A 17561-nucleotide genomic window follows, 5' to 3' on the forward strand; every position below is an offset into this window, starting at 1 on the left:
GATTGGTATAGGGTACTGTTTTGACTACTGAAAAGAAGAGCCTGGGTATCCAGGAAATAATGGATCTGCTGCCCCACCGTTATCCGTTCCTGATGGTGGACAAGGTGGAAAACTACGAGATCAGCGATGAGCGCAAGACCCTGCGCGCCATCAAGAACGTCTCCTTCAACGAGCCGATCTTCCAGGGGCACTTCCCGGCCAAGCCGGTGTTCCCCGGTGTGCTGATCCTGGAAGCCATGGCACAGGCCACCGGTATCCTGGCGTTTACCATGGTGGGCAAGCCGTCCCCCAACGAACTCTATTACTTTGCCTCAATCGACAACGCTCGTTTCAAGCGTCCGGTTGGCCCCGGCGATCAGCTGGTGCTCGACGTGGAGTTCCTGAAAGAGCGTCGCGGTATCGCCAAGTTCACCGGTGTGGCCACGGTCAACGGTGAAGTGGTCTGTACCGCCGAGCTGATGTGCGCCAAACGCGAGGTTTAACACACGTGATCGACCAGACTGCCATCATTCACGATACTGCCGTCGTCCATGAGTCTGCCGTCATCGGTAAAGGGGTTGAAATCGGCCCCTTTTCTGTCATCGGTGCCGAGGTGGAAATCGGCGACAACACCTGGGTCAGCTCCCATGTGGTGATCAAGGGCCCGACCAGGATTGGTCGTGGCAACAAGATCTTCCAGCACACCTCCATCGGTGAGGATTGCCAGGACAAGAAGTACGCCGGCGAGCGCACCTTCCTCGAGATCGGCGACAACAACGTCTTTCGCGAGAACTGTACCGTGCACCGCGGCACCATCCAGGATCAGTCCCTGACCCGGATCGGCAGCGGCAACCTGTTCATGGTCAACGTTCACGTTGCCCACGACTGCATCATCGGTGACAACTGCATCTTCGCCAACAACGCGACCCTGGCGGGTCACGTGGTGATCGGCGATTTCGTGATCTTCGGCGGTCTCTCCGCGATCCACCAGTTCGGCCGCGTCGGCTCCCACGCCTTCGTCGGTGGCTGCGCCGCCCTCAACAAGGACGTGCCGCCCTACGTGATGGCCGCCGGCAACTACGCCAAACCGTTCGGGGTCAACTCCGAAGGGCTGCGTCGCCGCGGTTACACGCCTGAGGCGATCTCCGCCGTCAAGCGCGCCTACAAGGAGATCTTCCGCTCCGGCAAGACCGTCGAAGAGGTGCTGCCTGTGCTGATCGAGATGGCGCAAGCTGAGCCGGCCGTCCAGCTCTATGTGGACTTCCTCAAAGACAACGAGCGCGGGATCATCCGTGCCTGATCCGGTTCGCATCGGTGTCGTCGCCGGAGAGGTCTCCGGCGACATTCTGGCTGCCGGTCTGGTACGCGAGCTGCAGGCCCGCTACCCGGACGCGCAGTTCGAAGGGATCGCCGGGCCGCGCATGCAGGCCCTCGGCGTGAAGGCCCTGTTCGAGATGGAAGAGCTCTCCGTCATGGGGATCACCGAGGTGCTGGGCCGTCTGCCGCGCATCCTCAAGGTCCGCCGCGAACTGCTGCGCCACTTCATCGCCAATCCGCCCGATATCTTCATCGGGGTGGATGCACCGGATTTCAATATCGGGGTGGAGCTGAAACTGCGCCGCGCCGGTATCAAGACGGTTCACTATGTCAGCCCCTCGGTGTGGGCCTGGCGCCAGAACCGCATTCACAAGATCAAGGCCGCCACCGACATGGTGCTCGCCTTCCTGCCGTTCGAGAAAGCCTTCTACGACCGCTTTGACGCCCCTTGCCGTTTCGTCGGCCACACCATGGCGGACGACATTCCGCTGGTGCCGGATCAGGCCGCGGTGCGCAGAACCCTCGGCATCGACGCCAATCGCCGCTGGCTGGCGGTGCTGCCGGGCAGCCGCACGGCGGAAGTGGGCTTCATGTCGCCGCTGTTTCTCGAGGCGTGCAAGCACCTGACGGTGCGCTACCCGGATCTCGGCTTCATCGTGCCGCTGGTCAACCAGAAGCGGCGCGAGCAGTTCATGGCCATCAAGGCCGACGTGGCGCCGGATCTCGACATGGTGCTGCTGGAAGGGCAGGGCCGCGAGGCGATGATCGCCGCCGACGTGGTGATGCTGGCCTCTGGCACCGCGGCGCTTGAAGCCATGCTGGTGAAAAAACCCATGGTGGTGGGCTACAAGCTCAAGCCCTTCAGCTACTGGCTGGCCCAGCGGCTGGTGAAGACCGAATTTGTCTCCCTGCCCAACCTGTTGGCCGGCCGCATGCTGGTGCCCGAACTCATCCAGCACGAGTGCACCCCGGAGAACCTGGTGGTCGAGGTGAGCAAGTATTTCGAGCACGACAATAGCGCGCTGGTGAACACCTTCACCGAGCTCCATCAGCTCATTCGCTGCAATGCCGACCACCAGGCCGCCGAGGCGGTGGCCGAGCTGCTGGGCCGGTAGAGAGCGGGCGGCCAGTTTGGCTGCTCCAACGCGACGCCAGGCCCTGCGGGGCCTGTTTTGATTCAAGGCTACAAGATGATGATCGATATTCCTGACGACAAGCTGGTTGCCGGTGTGGACGAGGTGGGCCGTGGCCCCCTGGTGGGAGACGTGGTGACTGCCGCCGTCATCCTCGACCCGGCCAACCCGATCGAGGGGCTCAACGACTCCAAGAAGCTCTCCGAGAAGAAGCGCCTCGCCCTGTTTGACGAGATCAAAGAGAAGGCGCTGGCCTTCGCCATCGGCCGTGCCAGCCCGGCGGAGATCGACGAGCTCAACATCCTGCACGCCACCATGCTGGCGATGCAGCGCGCCGTGGCGGGGCTCAAGGTCACGCCCGAGCTGGTCTTCATCGATGGCAACCGCTGCCCGGCTCTGCCGATGGAAGCCCGCGCCGTGGTCAAGGGCGACAGCCTGGTGGCCGCCATCAGCGCCGCCTCGATCCTCGCCAAGGTGACCCGGGATGCGGAGATGACCGAGCTGGACAGCCGCCATCCCGAGTACGGCTTTGCCCGCCACAAGGGCTATCCGACTGCGGAGCACCTCGCCATCCTGGCCGAGCGCGGCCCGTTGCCGGAATATCGTCAAAGTTTCAAACCGGTGCGCCGTGCACTGGGAGTGGAATAACCCATGCTGATTTGTCTAAGCGATGGCTGCTTGCGTAATGAGAGGGCATGACGATGGCTGACCCCCGTTTCATTCACCTGCGGGTGCATACCGACTTTTCCATGGTGGATGGTCTGCAGAAGATCAACCCCATCGTCGGGGCCGCGGCGGCCGACAACATGCCGGCGCTGGCCCTGACCGACCAGATGAACATGTGCGGCCTGGTGCGCTTCTATGGCGCCGCCCACGGCAAGGGGATCAAGCCTCTGGTCGGTGCCGACTTCTGGGTGCAGAGCAGTGAACTTGGCGACGAGCAGTTTCGCCTCACCCTGCTCGCCATGGACAACGACGGCTACCAGAACATCACCCTGCTCATCTCCCGCGGCTATCAGCGCGGCCATGTGCAGGGGCGGCCGGTCATCGACAAGGAGTGGCTGGTCGAGCACGCCAAGGGGGTGATCGTGCTCTCCGGCGGGCGCGAGGGGGACGTAGGCAAGTTCCTGCTCAAGGGCAACCGCCAGATGACCGAGCAGTGCGTCGCCTTCTATCAGACCCACTTCCCCGACGCCTACTACCTGGAGCTGCTGCGTACCGGTCGCCCCGACGAGGAGGTCTACCTCCACATGGCGGTGAACCTCGCGAGCGAGTTCGCGCTGCCGGTGGTGGCCACCAACGAGGTGGTATTCCTCACCGCCGATGACTTCGACGCCCACGAGATCCGGGTCGCCATCCACGACGGCTACACCCTGATGGACAAGCGTCGCCCGCGCCGCTACAGCCCGCAGCAGTATCTGCGCAGTCAGGACGAGATGTGCGAGCTGTTCGCCGACATCCCGGAGGCGCTGGAGAACACGGTGGAGATCGCCAAGCGCTGCAACGTGACGGTGCGTCTGGGTGAATACTTCCTGCCCAACTTCCCCACCGGCGACATGACCACCGAAGATTTCCTGGTGGCCAAGTCGAAAGAGGGGCTGGAGGAGCGGCTCGAGTTTCTGTTCCCGGATCCGGCGGTGCGGGCCGAGCGTCGTCCCGAGTACGACGAGCGCCTCGACATCGAGCTGAAGGTGATCAACCAGATGGGCTTCCCGGGTTACTTCCTCATCGTGATGGAGTTTATCCAGTGGTCCAAGGACAACGGCATCCCGGTCGGCCCGGGCCGGGGTTCGGGTGCGGGGTCGCTTGTGGCCTACGCCCTCAAGATCACCGACCTCGACCCGCTCGAATTTGACCTGCTGTTCGAACGTTTCCTGAACCCCGAGCGGGTCTCCATGCCCGACTTCGACGTCGACTTCTGCATGGATCGACGGGACGAGGTGATCGAGCACGTCTCCGAGATGTACGGCCGGGATGCGGTGTCCCAGATCATCACCTTCGGCAGCATGGCGGCCAAGGCGGTGGTACGGGACGTGGGCCGGGTGCTGGGCCACGCCTACGGCTTCGTCGATCGCATCTCGAAACTCATTCCGCCGGATCCCGGCATGACCCTGGCCAAGGCGTTCGAGGCCGAGCCCAAGCTGCCCGAGCTCTACGAGCAGGACGAGGAGGTCAAGGATCTCATCGACATGGCGCGCCGGCTCGAAGGGGTGGTGCGCAACGCCGGCAAACATGCCGGTGGCGTGGTGATCGCACCCACCAAGATCACCGACTTTGCACCGCTCTACTGCGATGACGAGGGCCACCACCCGGTCACCCAGTTCGACAAGAACGACGTGGAGTACGCCGGTCTGGTGAAGTTCGACTTCCTGGGTCTGCGCACGCTCACCATCATCGACTGGGCCCTCGGCATGATAAACCCGCGTCTTGCCAAAGAGGGCAAGCCGCCGGTCGACATCGCCGCCATCCCCATCGACGACAAGCGCTCGTTCGACCTGCTGCAGCGCTACGAGACCACCGCGGTATTCCAGCTCGAATCCCGCGGCATGAAGGATCTCATCAAGCGGCTGCAGCCGGACTGCTTCGAAGACATGATCGCTCTGGTGGCGCTGTTCCGGCCGGGCCCGCTCCAGTCGGGCATGGTGGACAACTTCATCGACCGCAAACACGGCAATGAAGCCATCTCCTATCCGGACGAGAAGTGGCAGCACGAGAGCCTGCAGCCGATCCTGGAGCCCACCTACGGCATCATCCTCTACCAGGAACAGGTGATGCAGATCGCCCAGACCCTGGCCGGGTACACGCTCGGTGGCGCGGATATGCTGCGCCGGGCCATGGGCAAGAAAAAACCCGAGGAGATGGCCAAGCAGCGGGCCGGTTTTGAAGAGGGCGCCATCAAGAACGGCGTCGACGGCGAGCTGGCGATGAAGATCTTCGACCTGGTGGAGAAGTTCGCGGGCTACGGCTTCAACAAGTCGCACTCCGCCGCCTATGCCCTGGTCTCCTACCAGACCCTCTGGCTCAAGACCCACTTCCCGGCCGAGTTCATGGCGGCGGTGATGACCGCCGACATGGACAACACCGACAAGATAGTGACCCTGGTGGACGAGTGTCAGCGGATGGGGCTGACGGTGATCCCGCCGGACGTCAACACCGGCCGCTACCGCTTCAGCGTCAACGAGGACGGTCATATCGTCTACGGCATCGGCGCGGTGAAGGGAGTGGGGGAAGGTCCCATCGATGCGATCCTGGAAGCACGGGATCGGGATGGCCTGTTCCGCGACCTGTTCGACTTCTGCAACCGGGTCGACATCAAGAAGCTGAACAAGCGGGTGATGGAGAAGCTGATCCTCTCCGGCGCCATGGACCGGCTCGGCCCTCACCGCGCAGCCCTGATGGCGACCCTGGAGGAGGCGATGCGCGCCGCCGAGCAGCACGCCAAGGCCCAGGCGGTGGGGCAGGTCGACATGTTCGGTGTGCTCACCGAGGAGATAGACGACGTCAAGAAGGCGTTCGCCAACGTGCCGCACTGGCCCGACAAGGTCTGGCTGGAAGGGGAGCGCGAGACCCTCGGGCTCTACCTGACCGGTCACCCCATCAACCAGTACAGCGGCGAATTGCGTCGTTACACTTCGGGCCGCCTGTGCGATCTGCATCCCACCTCCCGCGATACCGTGACCACGGCGGCGGGGCTGGTGATCGCGGCGCGTAGCATGGTGACCAAGCGCGGCAACAAGATGGGGATCTTCACCCTGGACGACCGTTCCGGTCGCCTGGATGTGACCCTGTTCAGTGAAGCGCTGGAAAAATATGAAGAGTTGATGCAAAAAGACCGTATTTTGGTGGTTTCTGGACAGGTCAGCTTTGATGACTTCTCCGGTGGCCTTAAAATGTCGGCCCGTGAATTACTGGATATCAACGATGCGAGAGAGCGTTTTGCCAGGGCAATCCGCATCTCTCTCGATGAACAGCGAATCGATGATCGCTTTTTCCCGCGTTTGTGCGAGATTTTGGAGCCCGCCCGTGCCGGAGTCTGTCCGGTTCAGGTAAACTATCGTCGCCCCGGCTCCCGGGTGCGATTGACGCTCGGCACCGAGTGGCGGGTGACGCCCACCGATCAACTGATAGATGACTTGCGCGTCCTGCTGGGACGAGAGCGGGTTGAATTGGTTTTTGATTAGAGGATCTATAGTCCCTATGAGTCTTTTTCTGGATTTTGAACAGCCGATCGCCGAGTTGCAGGCACAGATCGATGAACTGCGCCATGTGAGCGAGCACAACAGTGCCGTGGATCTGAGCGAAGATATTCGTCGGCTGGAGAAGAAAAACGAAGAGCTGACCAAGAAGATCTTCGGCGATCTGGGCGCCTGGCAGGTGTCCCAGATGGCGCGTCATCCACAGCGCCCCTATACCCTCGACTACATCGAGCACATCTTCACCGATTTCGACGAGCTGGCCGGCGATCGCGCCTATGCCGATGACAAGGCCATCGTCGGCGGCATCGCCCGTCTGGACGGCGAGCCTGTGATGGTCATCGGCCACCAGAAGGGCCGCGAGACCAAGGAGAAGATCAAGCGCAACTTCGGCATGCCGCGCCCGGAAGGGTACCGCAAGGCCCTGCGCCTGATGGAGATGGCCGAGCGCTTCAAGATGCCGATCATCACCTTCATCGACACCCCGGGCGCCTACCCTGGCGTGGGTGCCGAGGAACGTGGCCAGTCCGAAGCGATTGCCCGCAACCTGAAAGTGATGGCCGGTCTGACCGTGCCGGTGGTCTGCACCGTGATCGGTGAAGGCGGCTCCGGCGGCGCCCTGGCCATCGGTGTCGGCGATCGCGTCAACATGCTGCAGTACTCCACCTACTCCGTCATCTCGCCGGAAGGCTGTGCCTCCATCCTGTGGAAGAGCGCCGACAAGGCACCGGTGGCTGCCGATGCCATGGGCATCACGGCCCAGCGTCTGAAAGAGCTCAAGCTCATCGACAACATCGTTGAGGAGCCGCTCGGCGGCGCCCACCGCAACGTGGAGAAGATGGCCAAGCACCTGAAAGACCGCATCCAGCAGGATCTCAACGCCCTGCGTCCCCTCGACAACGAGCAGCTGCTGGAGCAGCGCTACCAGCGTCTGCTGGGCTACGGCTACTGCTGAGCCCGGTCGGGAACAAATGGATGATGAAAGGCCCTCGCACTGCGGGGGCCTTCTTTTTTACGGCGGCAGGCGCCCTGTCGGCAGGGAAAAATCCTGTCCATATGGATACCTGTTGGCACGATGTTTGCCAAAACCCCCATGTTGGATCAATTCAGCGGCGATTTGTGGCCAAAAAAAGTGGGATCCCACTCCCGTTTTGCTTAAAGTGACCCTTTCCGATCGACCCGATCGGCATGCCCGCAAGGACGCTCTGCGGACGTAAACAGGCCAGCCCGGCCTGACTCACAGGAATGTTCACCCCGCCGGCGGCACTGCCTTTTGCAGCGCCCTGCTGCCCGTTCAGCCGCCCGGTGTTACGTCACTCTCATCTTGCATCGTCTCCATCTGCAGCGAGTGAATCATGAGCGAATCGGTTTTTGAGATCCACGACTGGACCCTGAGCGTCGACGACAACATGCTCTGTCGCCCCGACCGCGAGGTCTACCTCGAGCCCCGGCTGGTCAATCTGTTGCGCTTCCTGGCGAGCAACGCCGGTACCGTGTTCGGGCGCGACTGCCTGATCAACGAGGTCTGGGACGGCGCCGAGGTGACCGATCAGGTGGTCACCCAATCCATTTTCGAGCTGCGCAAGATCCTCAAGGATGGCCGCAACGACGCCGCCGACTACATAGTCACAGTGCCCAAGCGCGGCTACAAGCTGGTGGCGCCGGTGCGACCGCAGCAGGTGGTCTCGGTGGTGATGGCAGGCGAGCAGGAGAGCGTGAGTGCCCCCCGGCCGCCGTTCGCGATGCCAGACCTCGATGAAGAGGAGGAGCAGGCCAACGTCACCCCCTTCCCGGCCGGCCCGCTGACCCGCGCCGTCACCACCCATGCCAGGGAGGGGGGCAGTCGCTGGAAGCTGGTGGGCTTCGATATCTTCGTGGTGGCGATCCTGGTCGCCCTGGTCAGCCTGCTCAGCTATCAGCACACCAGCCCCCAGGTGCACTCCATGCTGGATCCCGAGCTGCTGGTGTTTCGCTTTCACTCCGGCATGGATGGCAGCAACGAGAACGTGCGCCTCGCCGACGGTATCACCCGCGCCCTGATGGGGGAGGTGGCCGCCGCTACGCCGCTGCGGGTGCAGTACGGCGCCAACACCCTGATGGGGGGCATCCTGCCCGGCAAGGAGTTGAGCGTACGGGTCTCCCGCCAGCCGGGGGGCACCTATCTCGATCTGGAGTATCGCAACATCAACACCAACCGGGTGCTGTTCAGCCACCAGTACCAGCTCAGCCGCCACAACGTGCACGGGGTGCTGCAGGCGAGCAGCCGGGATCTGCTGAGCGCCCTCAATCAGCCTGACGCGCAGCCTGGCATGGGCTGGCCCACCGATGACGGCGCATTGATGGCCATGATGGAGGCGCACTACTACATCAACAGCCAGGATCCGGTGGCCCTCAAGCGCGGCGTCGAGCTGCTCGACAAGTCGCTGACCAGCCAGCCGGATCAGCCGCTGCTGCTGGCGGAGCGCTATCTGGCCGGGGAGGCGCTGGCAACCCTGACGGGCACCCCCCAGAGCGACCGGTTGCAGCAGATTGGTGCTCACCTGGCCCGGGTGGTTCAGAACCAGCCGCTGCAGCCGGCTCGGGTGTGGGAAGCGCTGACCCTGCAGGCCATTCTGGGCGGCCAGCAGCAGGAGGCCAACCGTCTGCTGGGCGAGGCCGGCAGCCGGGGCCGCTCTGTGCTCTATCACATACTGCGCGGCAAGCTGGCGGAGCTGGATGGTCACCCGGAAGCGGCGGGGGATGCCTACAGCCAGGCCTTCCTGATGGAGGCGACCGAGCAGACCTACCTGCTCTGCCAGCAGCTCGGCTTCTACAGCAACATGGAGACCCTCACCCCGGCGCTGTTCAACGCCCTGGGCCAGAGCAAGGTCAAGCTGTTCTGAGCGGCGCCGGCCGCGCTCTGCCCCGCCGATCGCAGGCCGCCCACGGGCGGCCTGCGTGTTTCTTGCCTTGCCATAGGCACTCGGGCTTGCTCTTCTATCCCTATCCCTATCCCTATCCCTATCCCTATCCCTATCCCTATCCCTATCCCTTGCCCGCAGCAACGACTGGCCATGGCAGGCCTGTGGTGGCGCCATCCCCCTGTTCCATCCTCTGCTGATGAAGCCCCGGCCGCCATTTGCAGCTGCAGCCTGTCGATGCCGACAGCCGTGACCGCCGCCCGGCGACCTGGCCGCCTTTGTCGATATCGCTCCGGGTCATCACCTCGTCCGTTTGGTGTGTGGGAGGCTGTTATGCCGGCCTGGGTGATCTCGGGTCGTGCAAAGCGAGCGGTGCAATGAAGGGCGGTGAGGGGAAAAGGGGGTCGCTTTGGCATATGCAGTTCGGGGGAGAGGGGGTTGTTGGCCCAGCTGTACCGCAGCGGGTCATCAGAAAAATATCAAGGTGGTTCGGGTGGCACCGGGTGGTCTCATCAAGGGGGGCGACGGATATCAAGGTTTTATCAAGATGCGTGCGATGCCTTCAGTCAACCTGCTGTTTTAACTATGTTTTTATCAGATTTGACGGGCGGGCTGAAAAAGTTTGCTCATGTTTTTATCCCTTAGCGGGACTTTATGTTTTCCGGGGCGCAGAGGCCTAGTCTGTGGCCATTGATTGGCGGAAGGCTCCGCCAAGCGTGTGTTTGATGCCTTAATATCGACCCGGAGATTTTATGTCCCTAGATACGAGCAAGAAGATCGGCCTTGTCGCCTGTACAGGTGTAGTGGCCGGCAACATGATGGGGAGCGGTATCGCGCTGCTGCCCTCGGCCCTGGCCACCATAGGTTCCATCTCTGTGTTCAGCTGGGCAATCTGCCTAGTCGGCGCCATGGGGCTGGCCTTCGTGTTCGCGCGCCTCGCCACCAAGAACCCGCAGGAGGGCGGCCCCATCGCCTACGCCGGCGAGATCTCTCCGGTGTTCGGCTTCCAGACCGGTGTGCTCTACTACCATGCCAACTGGATCGGCAACCTGGCCATCGCCATCACCGGCGTCTCCTACCTCTCCGTCTTCTTCCCGATCCTCAACAGCCCGATCCCGGCCGCCGCGGCCACCATCGCCGCCGTCTGGATCTTCACCCTGGTCAACCTGCTTGGCGGCAGCTGGGTGAGCCGGCTCTGTACCCTGGGTCTGGTGCTGATCCTGCTGCCGGTGGTGGGTACCGCCCTGGTGGGTTGGGGTCACTTCGACAGCGCCGTCTACAGCCAGAACTGGAACACCACCAGCGGCAGCGACCTGCATGCGGTCATCAGCGCCGTGCTGATCTGCCTCTGGTCCTTCGTGGGGGTAGAGTCTGCCGCCGTCTCCTCCGGCATGGTGAAAAATCCCAAGCGCACCGTACCGCTCGCCACCATGTTGGGCACAGGTATCGCGGGGGTCATCTACATCCTCTCCACTCAGGTGATCAGCGGCATGTTCCCGGCCGGTGAGGTGGCGGCTTCCGGTGCGCCGTTTGCCATGGCCTCCTCCGTCATCTTCGGCAACTGGTCCGCGCCGTTCGTCTCCGCCTTCACCGCCCTGGCCTGCTTCACCTCGCTGGGCTCCTGGATGATGCTGGTGGGCGAGGCGGGCAAGCGCGCCGCCCACGACGGCAACTTCCCGAAAATCTACGGCGAAGTGGACAAGAACGGCGTGGCCAAGAAGGGTCTGATCCTGGGCTCCCTCAAGATGACTGCGCTGATGATCGGCCTGACCGCCTTCACCTCCCAGTCCGCCCACGCGGCCGACCTCTTCAACGTGCTGACCACAGATGCGGTGCTGCTGACCATGCTGCCCTACTTCTACTCCAGCATTAACCTCATTCGCTTCGAGGGCATGACCTCCCGCAGCATCGGCGCCATGATCTTCTCCGGTGTGGCCTGCGTCTTCTGCCTGATTGCCCTGATGGGGGCCAAGGGTTCCAACCTCACAGCAACCTTCGTGGTGTCGCTCATCATCCTGATGTTCTACGCCAAAAAACTGGGCCTGCGTCAGCACGATGCCTTGCTGAGCGAACAGCCCAGCAACTGATTTCCCCTTTTATCTTCCGAGCGCTCTTCACTCACCATCCCTGATGGAGAGCGCCCTCTTACGTGTGGAGCATCAAGATGAACATCATTGCCATCCTCAACCACCTCGGCGTTTTCTTTAAAGAAGAACCCATTCGCCAGCTGCAAGCCTCCCTCGAGCGCAAGGGTTTCGAGGTCGTCTATCCGGTCGATGTGGCCGACTTGCTCAAACTCATCGAGAAGAACCCCCGCGTCTGCGGCGCCATCTTCGACTGGGACAAATACTCCCTGGGTCTGTGCAAGGAGATCCACGATCGCAACGAGAAGCTGCCGATCTTCGCCTTCGCCAACGACCAGTCCACCCTGGACATTCACCTGACCGACCTGCGCCTGAACGTGCACTTCTTCGAGTACCGTCTCGGCATGGCTGACGACATCGCCCTCAAGATGGGTCAGGCCACTCAGGAGTATCAGGACGCCATCCTGCCGCCGTTCACCAAGGCGCTGTTCAAGTACGTGGAAGAGGGCAAGTACACCTTCTGTACTCCGGGTCACATGGGCGGTACCGCTTTCCAGATGAGCCCGGCCGGCAGCATCTTCTATGACTTCTACGGCCCGAACGCGTTCAAGGCCGACGTCTCCATCTCCATGCCGGAGCTGGGCTCCCTGCTGGATCACTCAGGTCCGCACAAGGAAGCCGAAGAGTACATCGCCCGTACCTTCAACGCCGATCGCTCCTACATCGTCACCAACGGCACCTCCACCGCCAACAAGATCGTCGGCATGTACTCGGCGCCGGCCGGCAGCACAGTGCTGGTGGACCGCAACTGCCACAAGTCGCTCACTCACCTGATGATGATGAACGACGTGACCCCGCTCTACTTCCGCCCGACCCGCAACGCCTACGGCATTCTGGGCGGCATCCCGCAGAGCGAATTCAGCCGTGAGACCATCGCCGCCAAGGTCGCCGCCACCCCGGGTGCCCAGGCGCCGCGCTACGCCGTGATCACCAACTCCACCTATGACGGCCTGCTCTACAACACCGGCTTCATCAAGGAGGCGCTGGACACCCCTTACATCCACTTCGACAGTGCCTGGGTGCCCTACACCAACTTCAGCCCGATCTACGAAGGCAAGTGCGGCATGAGCGGCGAAGCCATGCCGGGCAAGGTGTTCTACGAAACCCAGTCCACCCACAAGCTGCTGGCGGCCTTCTCCCAGGCCTCGATGATCCACATCAAGGGCGACGTGGAGGAAGAGACCTTCAACGAAGCCTTCATGATGCACACCTCCACCTCGCCGCAGTACGGCATCGTGGCTTCGACCGAGATCTCCGCCGCCATGATGCGTGGCAACACCGGCAAGCGGCTGATCAAGGACTCCATCGATCGCGCCATTTCCTTCCGCAAAGAGATCAAGCGTCTGCGCGAGCAGAGCGAAGGCTGGTTCTTCGACGTATGGCAGCCGGATGACATCGACACCGTCGAGTGCTGGAAGCTGGATCCGAAAGATGACTGGCACGGCTTCAAGGACATCGACGACAACCACATGTACCTGGATCCCATCAAGGTGACCCTGCTGACCCCGGGCATGGGCCGCAATGGTCAGCTGCTGGAGAAGGGCATCCCGGCCTCGCTGGTTTCCAAGTTCCTGGACGAGCGCGGCATCGTGGTGGAGAAGACCGGCCCCTACAACCTGCTGTTCCTGTTCTCCATCGGGATCGATCAGTCCAAGGCGATGCAGCTGCTGCGCGCCCTGACCGAGTTCAAGCGCGGTTACGACCTGAACCTGACCATCAAGAGCATACTGCCGAGCCTCTATCGCGAAGACCCGAGCTTCTACGAAGGCATGCGCATCCAGGAGCTGGCCCAGCGCATTCACGAGCTGACCAGCAAGTACCGCCTGCCGGAGCTGATGTTCAAGGCGTTCGACGTGCTGCCGGAGATGAAGATGACCCCGCACGCAGCCTGGCAGCAGGAGCTGGCCGGCAACGTGGTGGAAGTGCCGCTGCGCGACATGGTGGACCGCATCAGCGCCAACATGATCCTGCCGTACCCGCCGGGAGTACCGCTGGTACTGCCGGGCGAGATGGTGACCCAGGATTCCCTGCCGGTGCTCGAGTTCCTCGAGATGCTGTGTGAGATCGGGGCCCACTACCCGGGCTTCGAGACCGACATCCACGGCCTCTATCGTCAGGCCGATGGCAGCTACACCGTCAAGGTGCTGCGCTAAGCGAGAGTGACAACAACGGGCCGCAAGGCCCGTTTTTCCCATCTGGGTTCATCCATTTTTTTGCGAGTCAGCATGAAACGAGTTCTCTCCATCCAGTCCCACGTGGTGTTCGGCTGCGCCGGCAACAGCGCCGCCGTGTTTCCCATGCGTCGCATGGGGCTGGAGGTGTGGCCCGTCAACACGGTGCAATTTTCCAACCATACCCAGTACAGCGCAGGCTGGCAGGGGATGGTGATGCCAAACGGCCATATCCGCCAGCTGATGGCGGGGCTGGCTGACATCGGCGTACTGGGGCAGTGCGATGCGATCTTGAGCGGTTATCTCGGCTCGGCCGAGCAGGGGGAGGAGATCCTGGCGGCGGTGGCCCACCTCAAGGCGCTCAATCCGCATGCCCGCTATTTTTGCGACCCCGTGATGGGGCATCCCGACAAGGGGTGTATCGTCGCGCCCGGCGTCGCCGATTTTCTGAAAAACCGGGCGCTGGCCTGCGCCGACCTGCTGGCCCCCAATCTGCTGGAGCTGGAGCAGCTCACCGGCCGCGAGATCCACAACCTGAGCGAGGCGCTGGCGGCTTGCCAGCAACTGCGTGAGGGGGGCGTCGAGCTGGTGATGGTCAAGCATCTGGGCCGCGCCGGCTTGAGCCTGGACCGGTTCGAAATGCTGCTGGTGTGCGAAGAGGGGGCGTTTCATATCTCGCGCCCCCTCTATGAGTTTCAACGTCAGCCCATCGGGGTGGGGGATCTGCTGAGCGCCACCATGCTGGCCAACCTGCTGGCGGGCTTCACGCCGGTGGCGGCGTTCGAGCGCACCAATGCCAGCGTGGACATGGTGCTGGCCCAGACCTGGCTGGCGGGCGCCTACGAGCTGCAGCTGGTGGCCGCCCAGCAGGCACTGGTCGAGCCCGAGATCCGCACCTGCGCCAGCCGGCTGGGTTAGCCGCGCATCAACCTGCGCGCCGTGCCAGCGTGACCTGCTGACGGGCAAGCGCCTTGGGCGAGCGCCTGGTGTGCGGGGCGCAGGCCAGCTTGAGCTGGTGCCACTCGCGCCACAGCAACCAGCACAGCGGCAGGGTCAGCAGCAGCACAGTGGTGGGCTGGGCCAGCAGCACGCCGTCGCGGCCCCACCAGAGCGGCAGCATGAAGATCAGCGGCAGCAGCAGCAGGGTCTTGGCGATGGAGATGAACAGCGCCTGACGGGTGCGCGCCATGGATTGCAGCAGCACGATGCCGAACATGATGATCCCCTCCAGCGGAATGGCGCCGAGATTGAGGGTCAGGCTGCTGATGGCGGCCGCGAGCAGCTCGCCATCCTGATCGCCGGTGTAGAGCATGGCTACCTGGCGCGGCAGCAACTGGATCAGCAGCCAGACCGCCAGACCGTAGACGAGCGTGATCTTGAGCCCCATCTCCATCAGGAACTTGAGATCGCGATGGCGCCTGGCGCCGGCCGCCTGACTGACCAGCGGCTGGATGCCAAAGGCCAGCCCCTGCAAGATGACGATGAACACCGCCTCTGTGTAGCCGGCCACGGTGAAGCCCGCCAGATCCTTGACCGAGCCGTGCACCATCAGCTGGCTGTTGTGCAGCATCAGCAGCAGGCCAAGGTTGAATTGGGCGATCAGGCTCGGCAGACCGGTGAACAGCAGGTTGGGCATGGCCGGCAAGCTGGGCATCAGCTGGCGCCATTCCAGTCGCAATCTGGCGTGACGGGTAAAGAAGTAACCCAGGCCCAGCAGGCTGACCACCCCTTCCGAGATGAGGGTGGCCTGAGCCGTACCGATGAGCCCCAGCCCCAGCCGGCCCACCATGATGTAGTTGAGGATGATGTTGAGGATGGCGCCGCCGCTGACCAGCAGCATGGCGAGCCGCGGCCGGCCGTCGTTGCGCAGCAGATAGGGCACCGCCAGGTTGCAGGCCAGCAGCAGGGTACCGCCGCCGATCCAGTAGAGGTAGTCGCTGGCCTGTTGCCAGGTGTCGGTGCCCTGCTCGATGCCCAGTGCCAGCAGGATGTCGATGTGCCAGTAGTGCAGCAGCAGCGGCGCCACCGTGCCCAGCCCCGCCAGCAACCAGAGCGCATTGACCAGCGCCTGGCGGGCCAGCCCGGTGTTCCTGGCGCCCTGCTGGAAGGAGATGGCGGTGGCCGCCCCCATGCTGATCATGGCGGCAAGGCCGATCAGCACCATGATGACCGGGTAGACCAGGTTGATGCCGGCGAGGCCGGCGGCCCCCACGTAGTGGCCGACGAAGATGCCATCGACCAGGTAGTAGGCGCCGGATACCAGCATGGCCATGACGGAGGGGAGGGCATAGCCCCAGAAACGGCGGGTCATCGCCCGCTGGCGCAGAGTGAAATAGGCAGACATATCTGTTCTCTTGGGGAGTTCGATTATCGAGCAGACAGTCTAGATTAATATTGTTTTTGCGATAATCCGGGTTCTACTTGAAGGATTGATGAGCAATATTCAGTAATTGGTCGGTTGATAGTGGGCTTTCAGCATGTCGATGAGAGCCCGCAAGCCGCTGCCCAGCTGATGCCGGCTGGGATAGAAGAGATAAAAACCGGCAAAGGTGGGGCACCAAGGCTCCAGCACGGTGAGCAGTTTCCCCTGGGCTACTTTTTGGCTCACCTCCTCTTCCAGACAGTAGGCCAGCCCCAGCCCCGCCTCGGCAGCCCCCAGATAGAGGGCCGGCGTGCTGGTGGTGAGCGGACCCGTCACCTCTATCTCCAGCAGGGATCCCTCCTCCCCGGCGAAGGCCCAGCGGTAGTGATGAGAGGGGGTGAGCCGGTAGCCGATGCAGGCGTGGCGCGACAGCTCGCGAGGGTGTTGCGGGGTGCCGTGTTCGGCCAGATAGGCGGGGGAGGCCACCACCAGATAGCGCTGGGGCGGCCCGAGCGGTACTCCGATCATCTCCTTGGGCAGCAGATCGCCGTAGAAGATAGCGGCGTCATAGCCATCTTCGATGAGGCGCGGCATCAGCTCCTGTTCCACCACTTCTACCTGCATGCGCGGGTAGAGCACCAGGTAATCGATCAACACCGGGGCCAGCAGGTCGTCGATGGCCCCGCGCGGTGCGCAGATCTTCAGCCGTCCCACCGGCTCGTCGCTGTGACGGGTCAACTCGCCCAGTGCGCTCTCCAGATGGTTCAGGGTTGGCAGCAGCTGGGTCAGCAGCCGCTGGCCCGCCTCGGTGGGCACCACGGCGCGGGTGCTGCGGTTGAGCAGCCGTACCCCCAGCCGGGTCTCCAGCCCTTTCAGGCTGTGGCTCAAGGCGGATGCCGAGACCCCGAGTTCGAGGGCGGCCTTGCTGAAGCTCTGGTGACGGGCGACGGCGGCAAACACCGCCAGTTCGGCGAGGTCGGTACGGGTGATGGCCATATTAATTCAGCGGAAAAATGTTGAACAACAGGGTACGCCAGGGCGGGGCAAGGCACAACGTGGCCAACAAACAGACACATGTAGCGAAATTGTTTTACCCATAAGGATATAGATACGGGTGAAACTACCGCTATTTGTTAACGGCTGTTCACAAAATTGGGCTCGAAACGTGATCTCTGACGCCAGAAAGGCGATTCCAATCAAACTTTGGTTGATTAATTCAAAAAAACACTGTGATCGCTAAGGGGATTTAATTAGAGTCAGCTCATCGAAACAAAGGCGTGTTAGTGAGTTGTAAAAACTGACGCGTTTGCGGCCCTCGGGCCCACTCCCCACCGGTCTGTTTGTTGCAATTTGGTTGTTACA

General features: G+C 62.6%; 12 protein-coding genes. 10 read left to right on the forward strand and 2 right to left on the reverse strand.

Features of this window, described 5'->3' with window-relative positions; genetic code table 11:
* Positions 1 to 20 precede the first annotated feature (20 nt).
* From fabZ to pdxY, 10 genes are all read left to right on the forward strand, one after another.
* Complete coding sequence (gene fabZ, locus I6L38_RS02895; protein ID WP_010634777.1) at positions 21 to 482, forward strand: 3-hydroxyacyl-ACP dehydratase FabZ; 462 nt, start codon at positions 21 to 23, stop codon at positions 480 to 482.
* A 5-nt stretch (positions 483 to 487) separates the two neighbouring features.
* Complete coding sequence (gene lpxA, locus I6L38_RS02900; protein WP_017764123.1) at positions 488 to 1279, forward strand: acyl-ACP--UDP-N-acetylglucosamine O-acyltransferase; 792 nt, start codon at positions 488 to 490, stop codon at positions 1277 to 1279.
* On the forward strand, positions 1272 to 2411 hold the full coding sequence (lpxB, locus tag I6L38_RS02905; RefSeq protein WP_043171950.1) for a lipid-A-disaccharide synthase: 1140 nt from the start codon (positions 1272 to 1274) through the stop codon (positions 2409 to 2411). Before lpxA ends, lpxB begins: the two co-directional genes overlap by 8 nt.
* 75 nt (positions 2412 to 2486) lie before the next feature.
* Positions 2487 to 3077 (forward strand): ribonuclease HII, encoded by a 591-nt coding sequence (rnhB, locus tag I6L38_RS02910; RefSeq protein WP_019839053.1) that lies wholly within the window; start codon positions 2487 to 2489, stop codon positions 3075 to 3077.
* A 53-nt stretch (positions 3078 to 3130) separates the two neighbouring features.
* Positions 3131 to 6610, forward strand: coding sequence for a DNA polymerase III subunit alpha (dnaE, locus tag I6L38_RS02915; protein ID WP_043171961.1), 3480 nt, complete (start codon positions 3131 to 3133; stop codon positions 6608 to 6610).
* Between the two features lie 16 nt (positions 6611 to 6626).
* The gene (accA, locus tag I6L38_RS02920; RefSeq protein ID WP_005303428.1) at positions 6627 to 7577 is read left to right on the forward strand and encodes an acetyl-CoA carboxylase carboxyl transferase subunit alpha; all 951 of its coding nucleotides are present in this window, start codon (positions 6627 to 6629) and stop codon (positions 7575 to 7577) included.
* 400 nt (positions 7578 to 7977) lie between these two features.
* Positions 7978 to 9504, forward strand: coding sequence for a lysine decarboxylation/transport transcriptional activator CadC (gene cadC, locus I6L38_RS02925; protein WP_043171947.1), 1527 nt, complete (start codon positions 7978 to 7980; stop codon positions 9502 to 9504).
* Between the two features lie 770 nt (positions 9505 to 10274).
* On the forward strand, positions 10275 to 11609 hold the full coding sequence (cadB, locus tag I6L38_RS02930) for a cadaverine/lysine antiporter (protein WP_017764129.1): 1335 nt from the start codon (positions 10275 to 10277) through the stop codon (positions 11607 to 11609).
* Between the two features lie 77 nt (positions 11610 to 11686).
* Positions 11687 to 13819 carry a lysine decarboxylase CadA gene (locus tag I6L38_RS02935; protein WP_201885080.1) on the forward strand — a complete coding sequence of 711 codons (2133 nt, stop codon included), beginning with the start codon at positions 11687 to 11689 and terminating at the stop codon, positions 13817 to 13819.
* A gap of 72 nt (positions 13820 to 13891) precedes the next feature.
* On the forward strand, positions 13892 to 14755 hold the full coding sequence (pdxY, locus tag I6L38_RS02940) for a pyridoxal kinase PdxY (protein ID WP_117404558.1): 864 nt from the start codon (positions 13892 to 13894) through the stop codon (positions 14753 to 14755).
* 7 nt (positions 14756 to 14762) lie between these two features.
* Here the strand turns inward: pdxY and I6L38_RS02945 are convergent, their stop codons facing one another.
* Together I6L38_RS02945 and I6L38_RS02950 are read right to left on the reverse strand one after the other, a co-directional pair.
* On the reverse strand, positions 14763 to 16181 hold the full coding sequence (locus I6L38_RS02945; RefSeq protein WP_017784017.1) for an MATE family efflux transporter: 1419 nt from the start codon (positions 16179 to 16181) through the stop codon (positions 14763 to 14765).
* Between the two features lie 99 nt (positions 16182 to 16280).
* On the reverse strand, positions 16281 to 17195 hold the full coding sequence (locus I6L38_RS02950; protein ID WP_216989127.1) for a LysR family transcriptional regulator: 915 nt from the start codon (positions 17193 to 17195) through the stop codon (positions 16281 to 16283).
* Positions 17196 to 17561 lie beyond the last annotated feature (366 nt).

Origin of the sequence: Aeromonas sp. FDAARGOS 1408 (assembly GCF_019048665.1) — a bacterium.
Taxonomy (GTDB): domain Bacteria; phylum Pseudomonadota; class Gammaproteobacteria; order Enterobacterales; family Aeromonadaceae; genus Aeromonas; species Aeromonas dhakensis.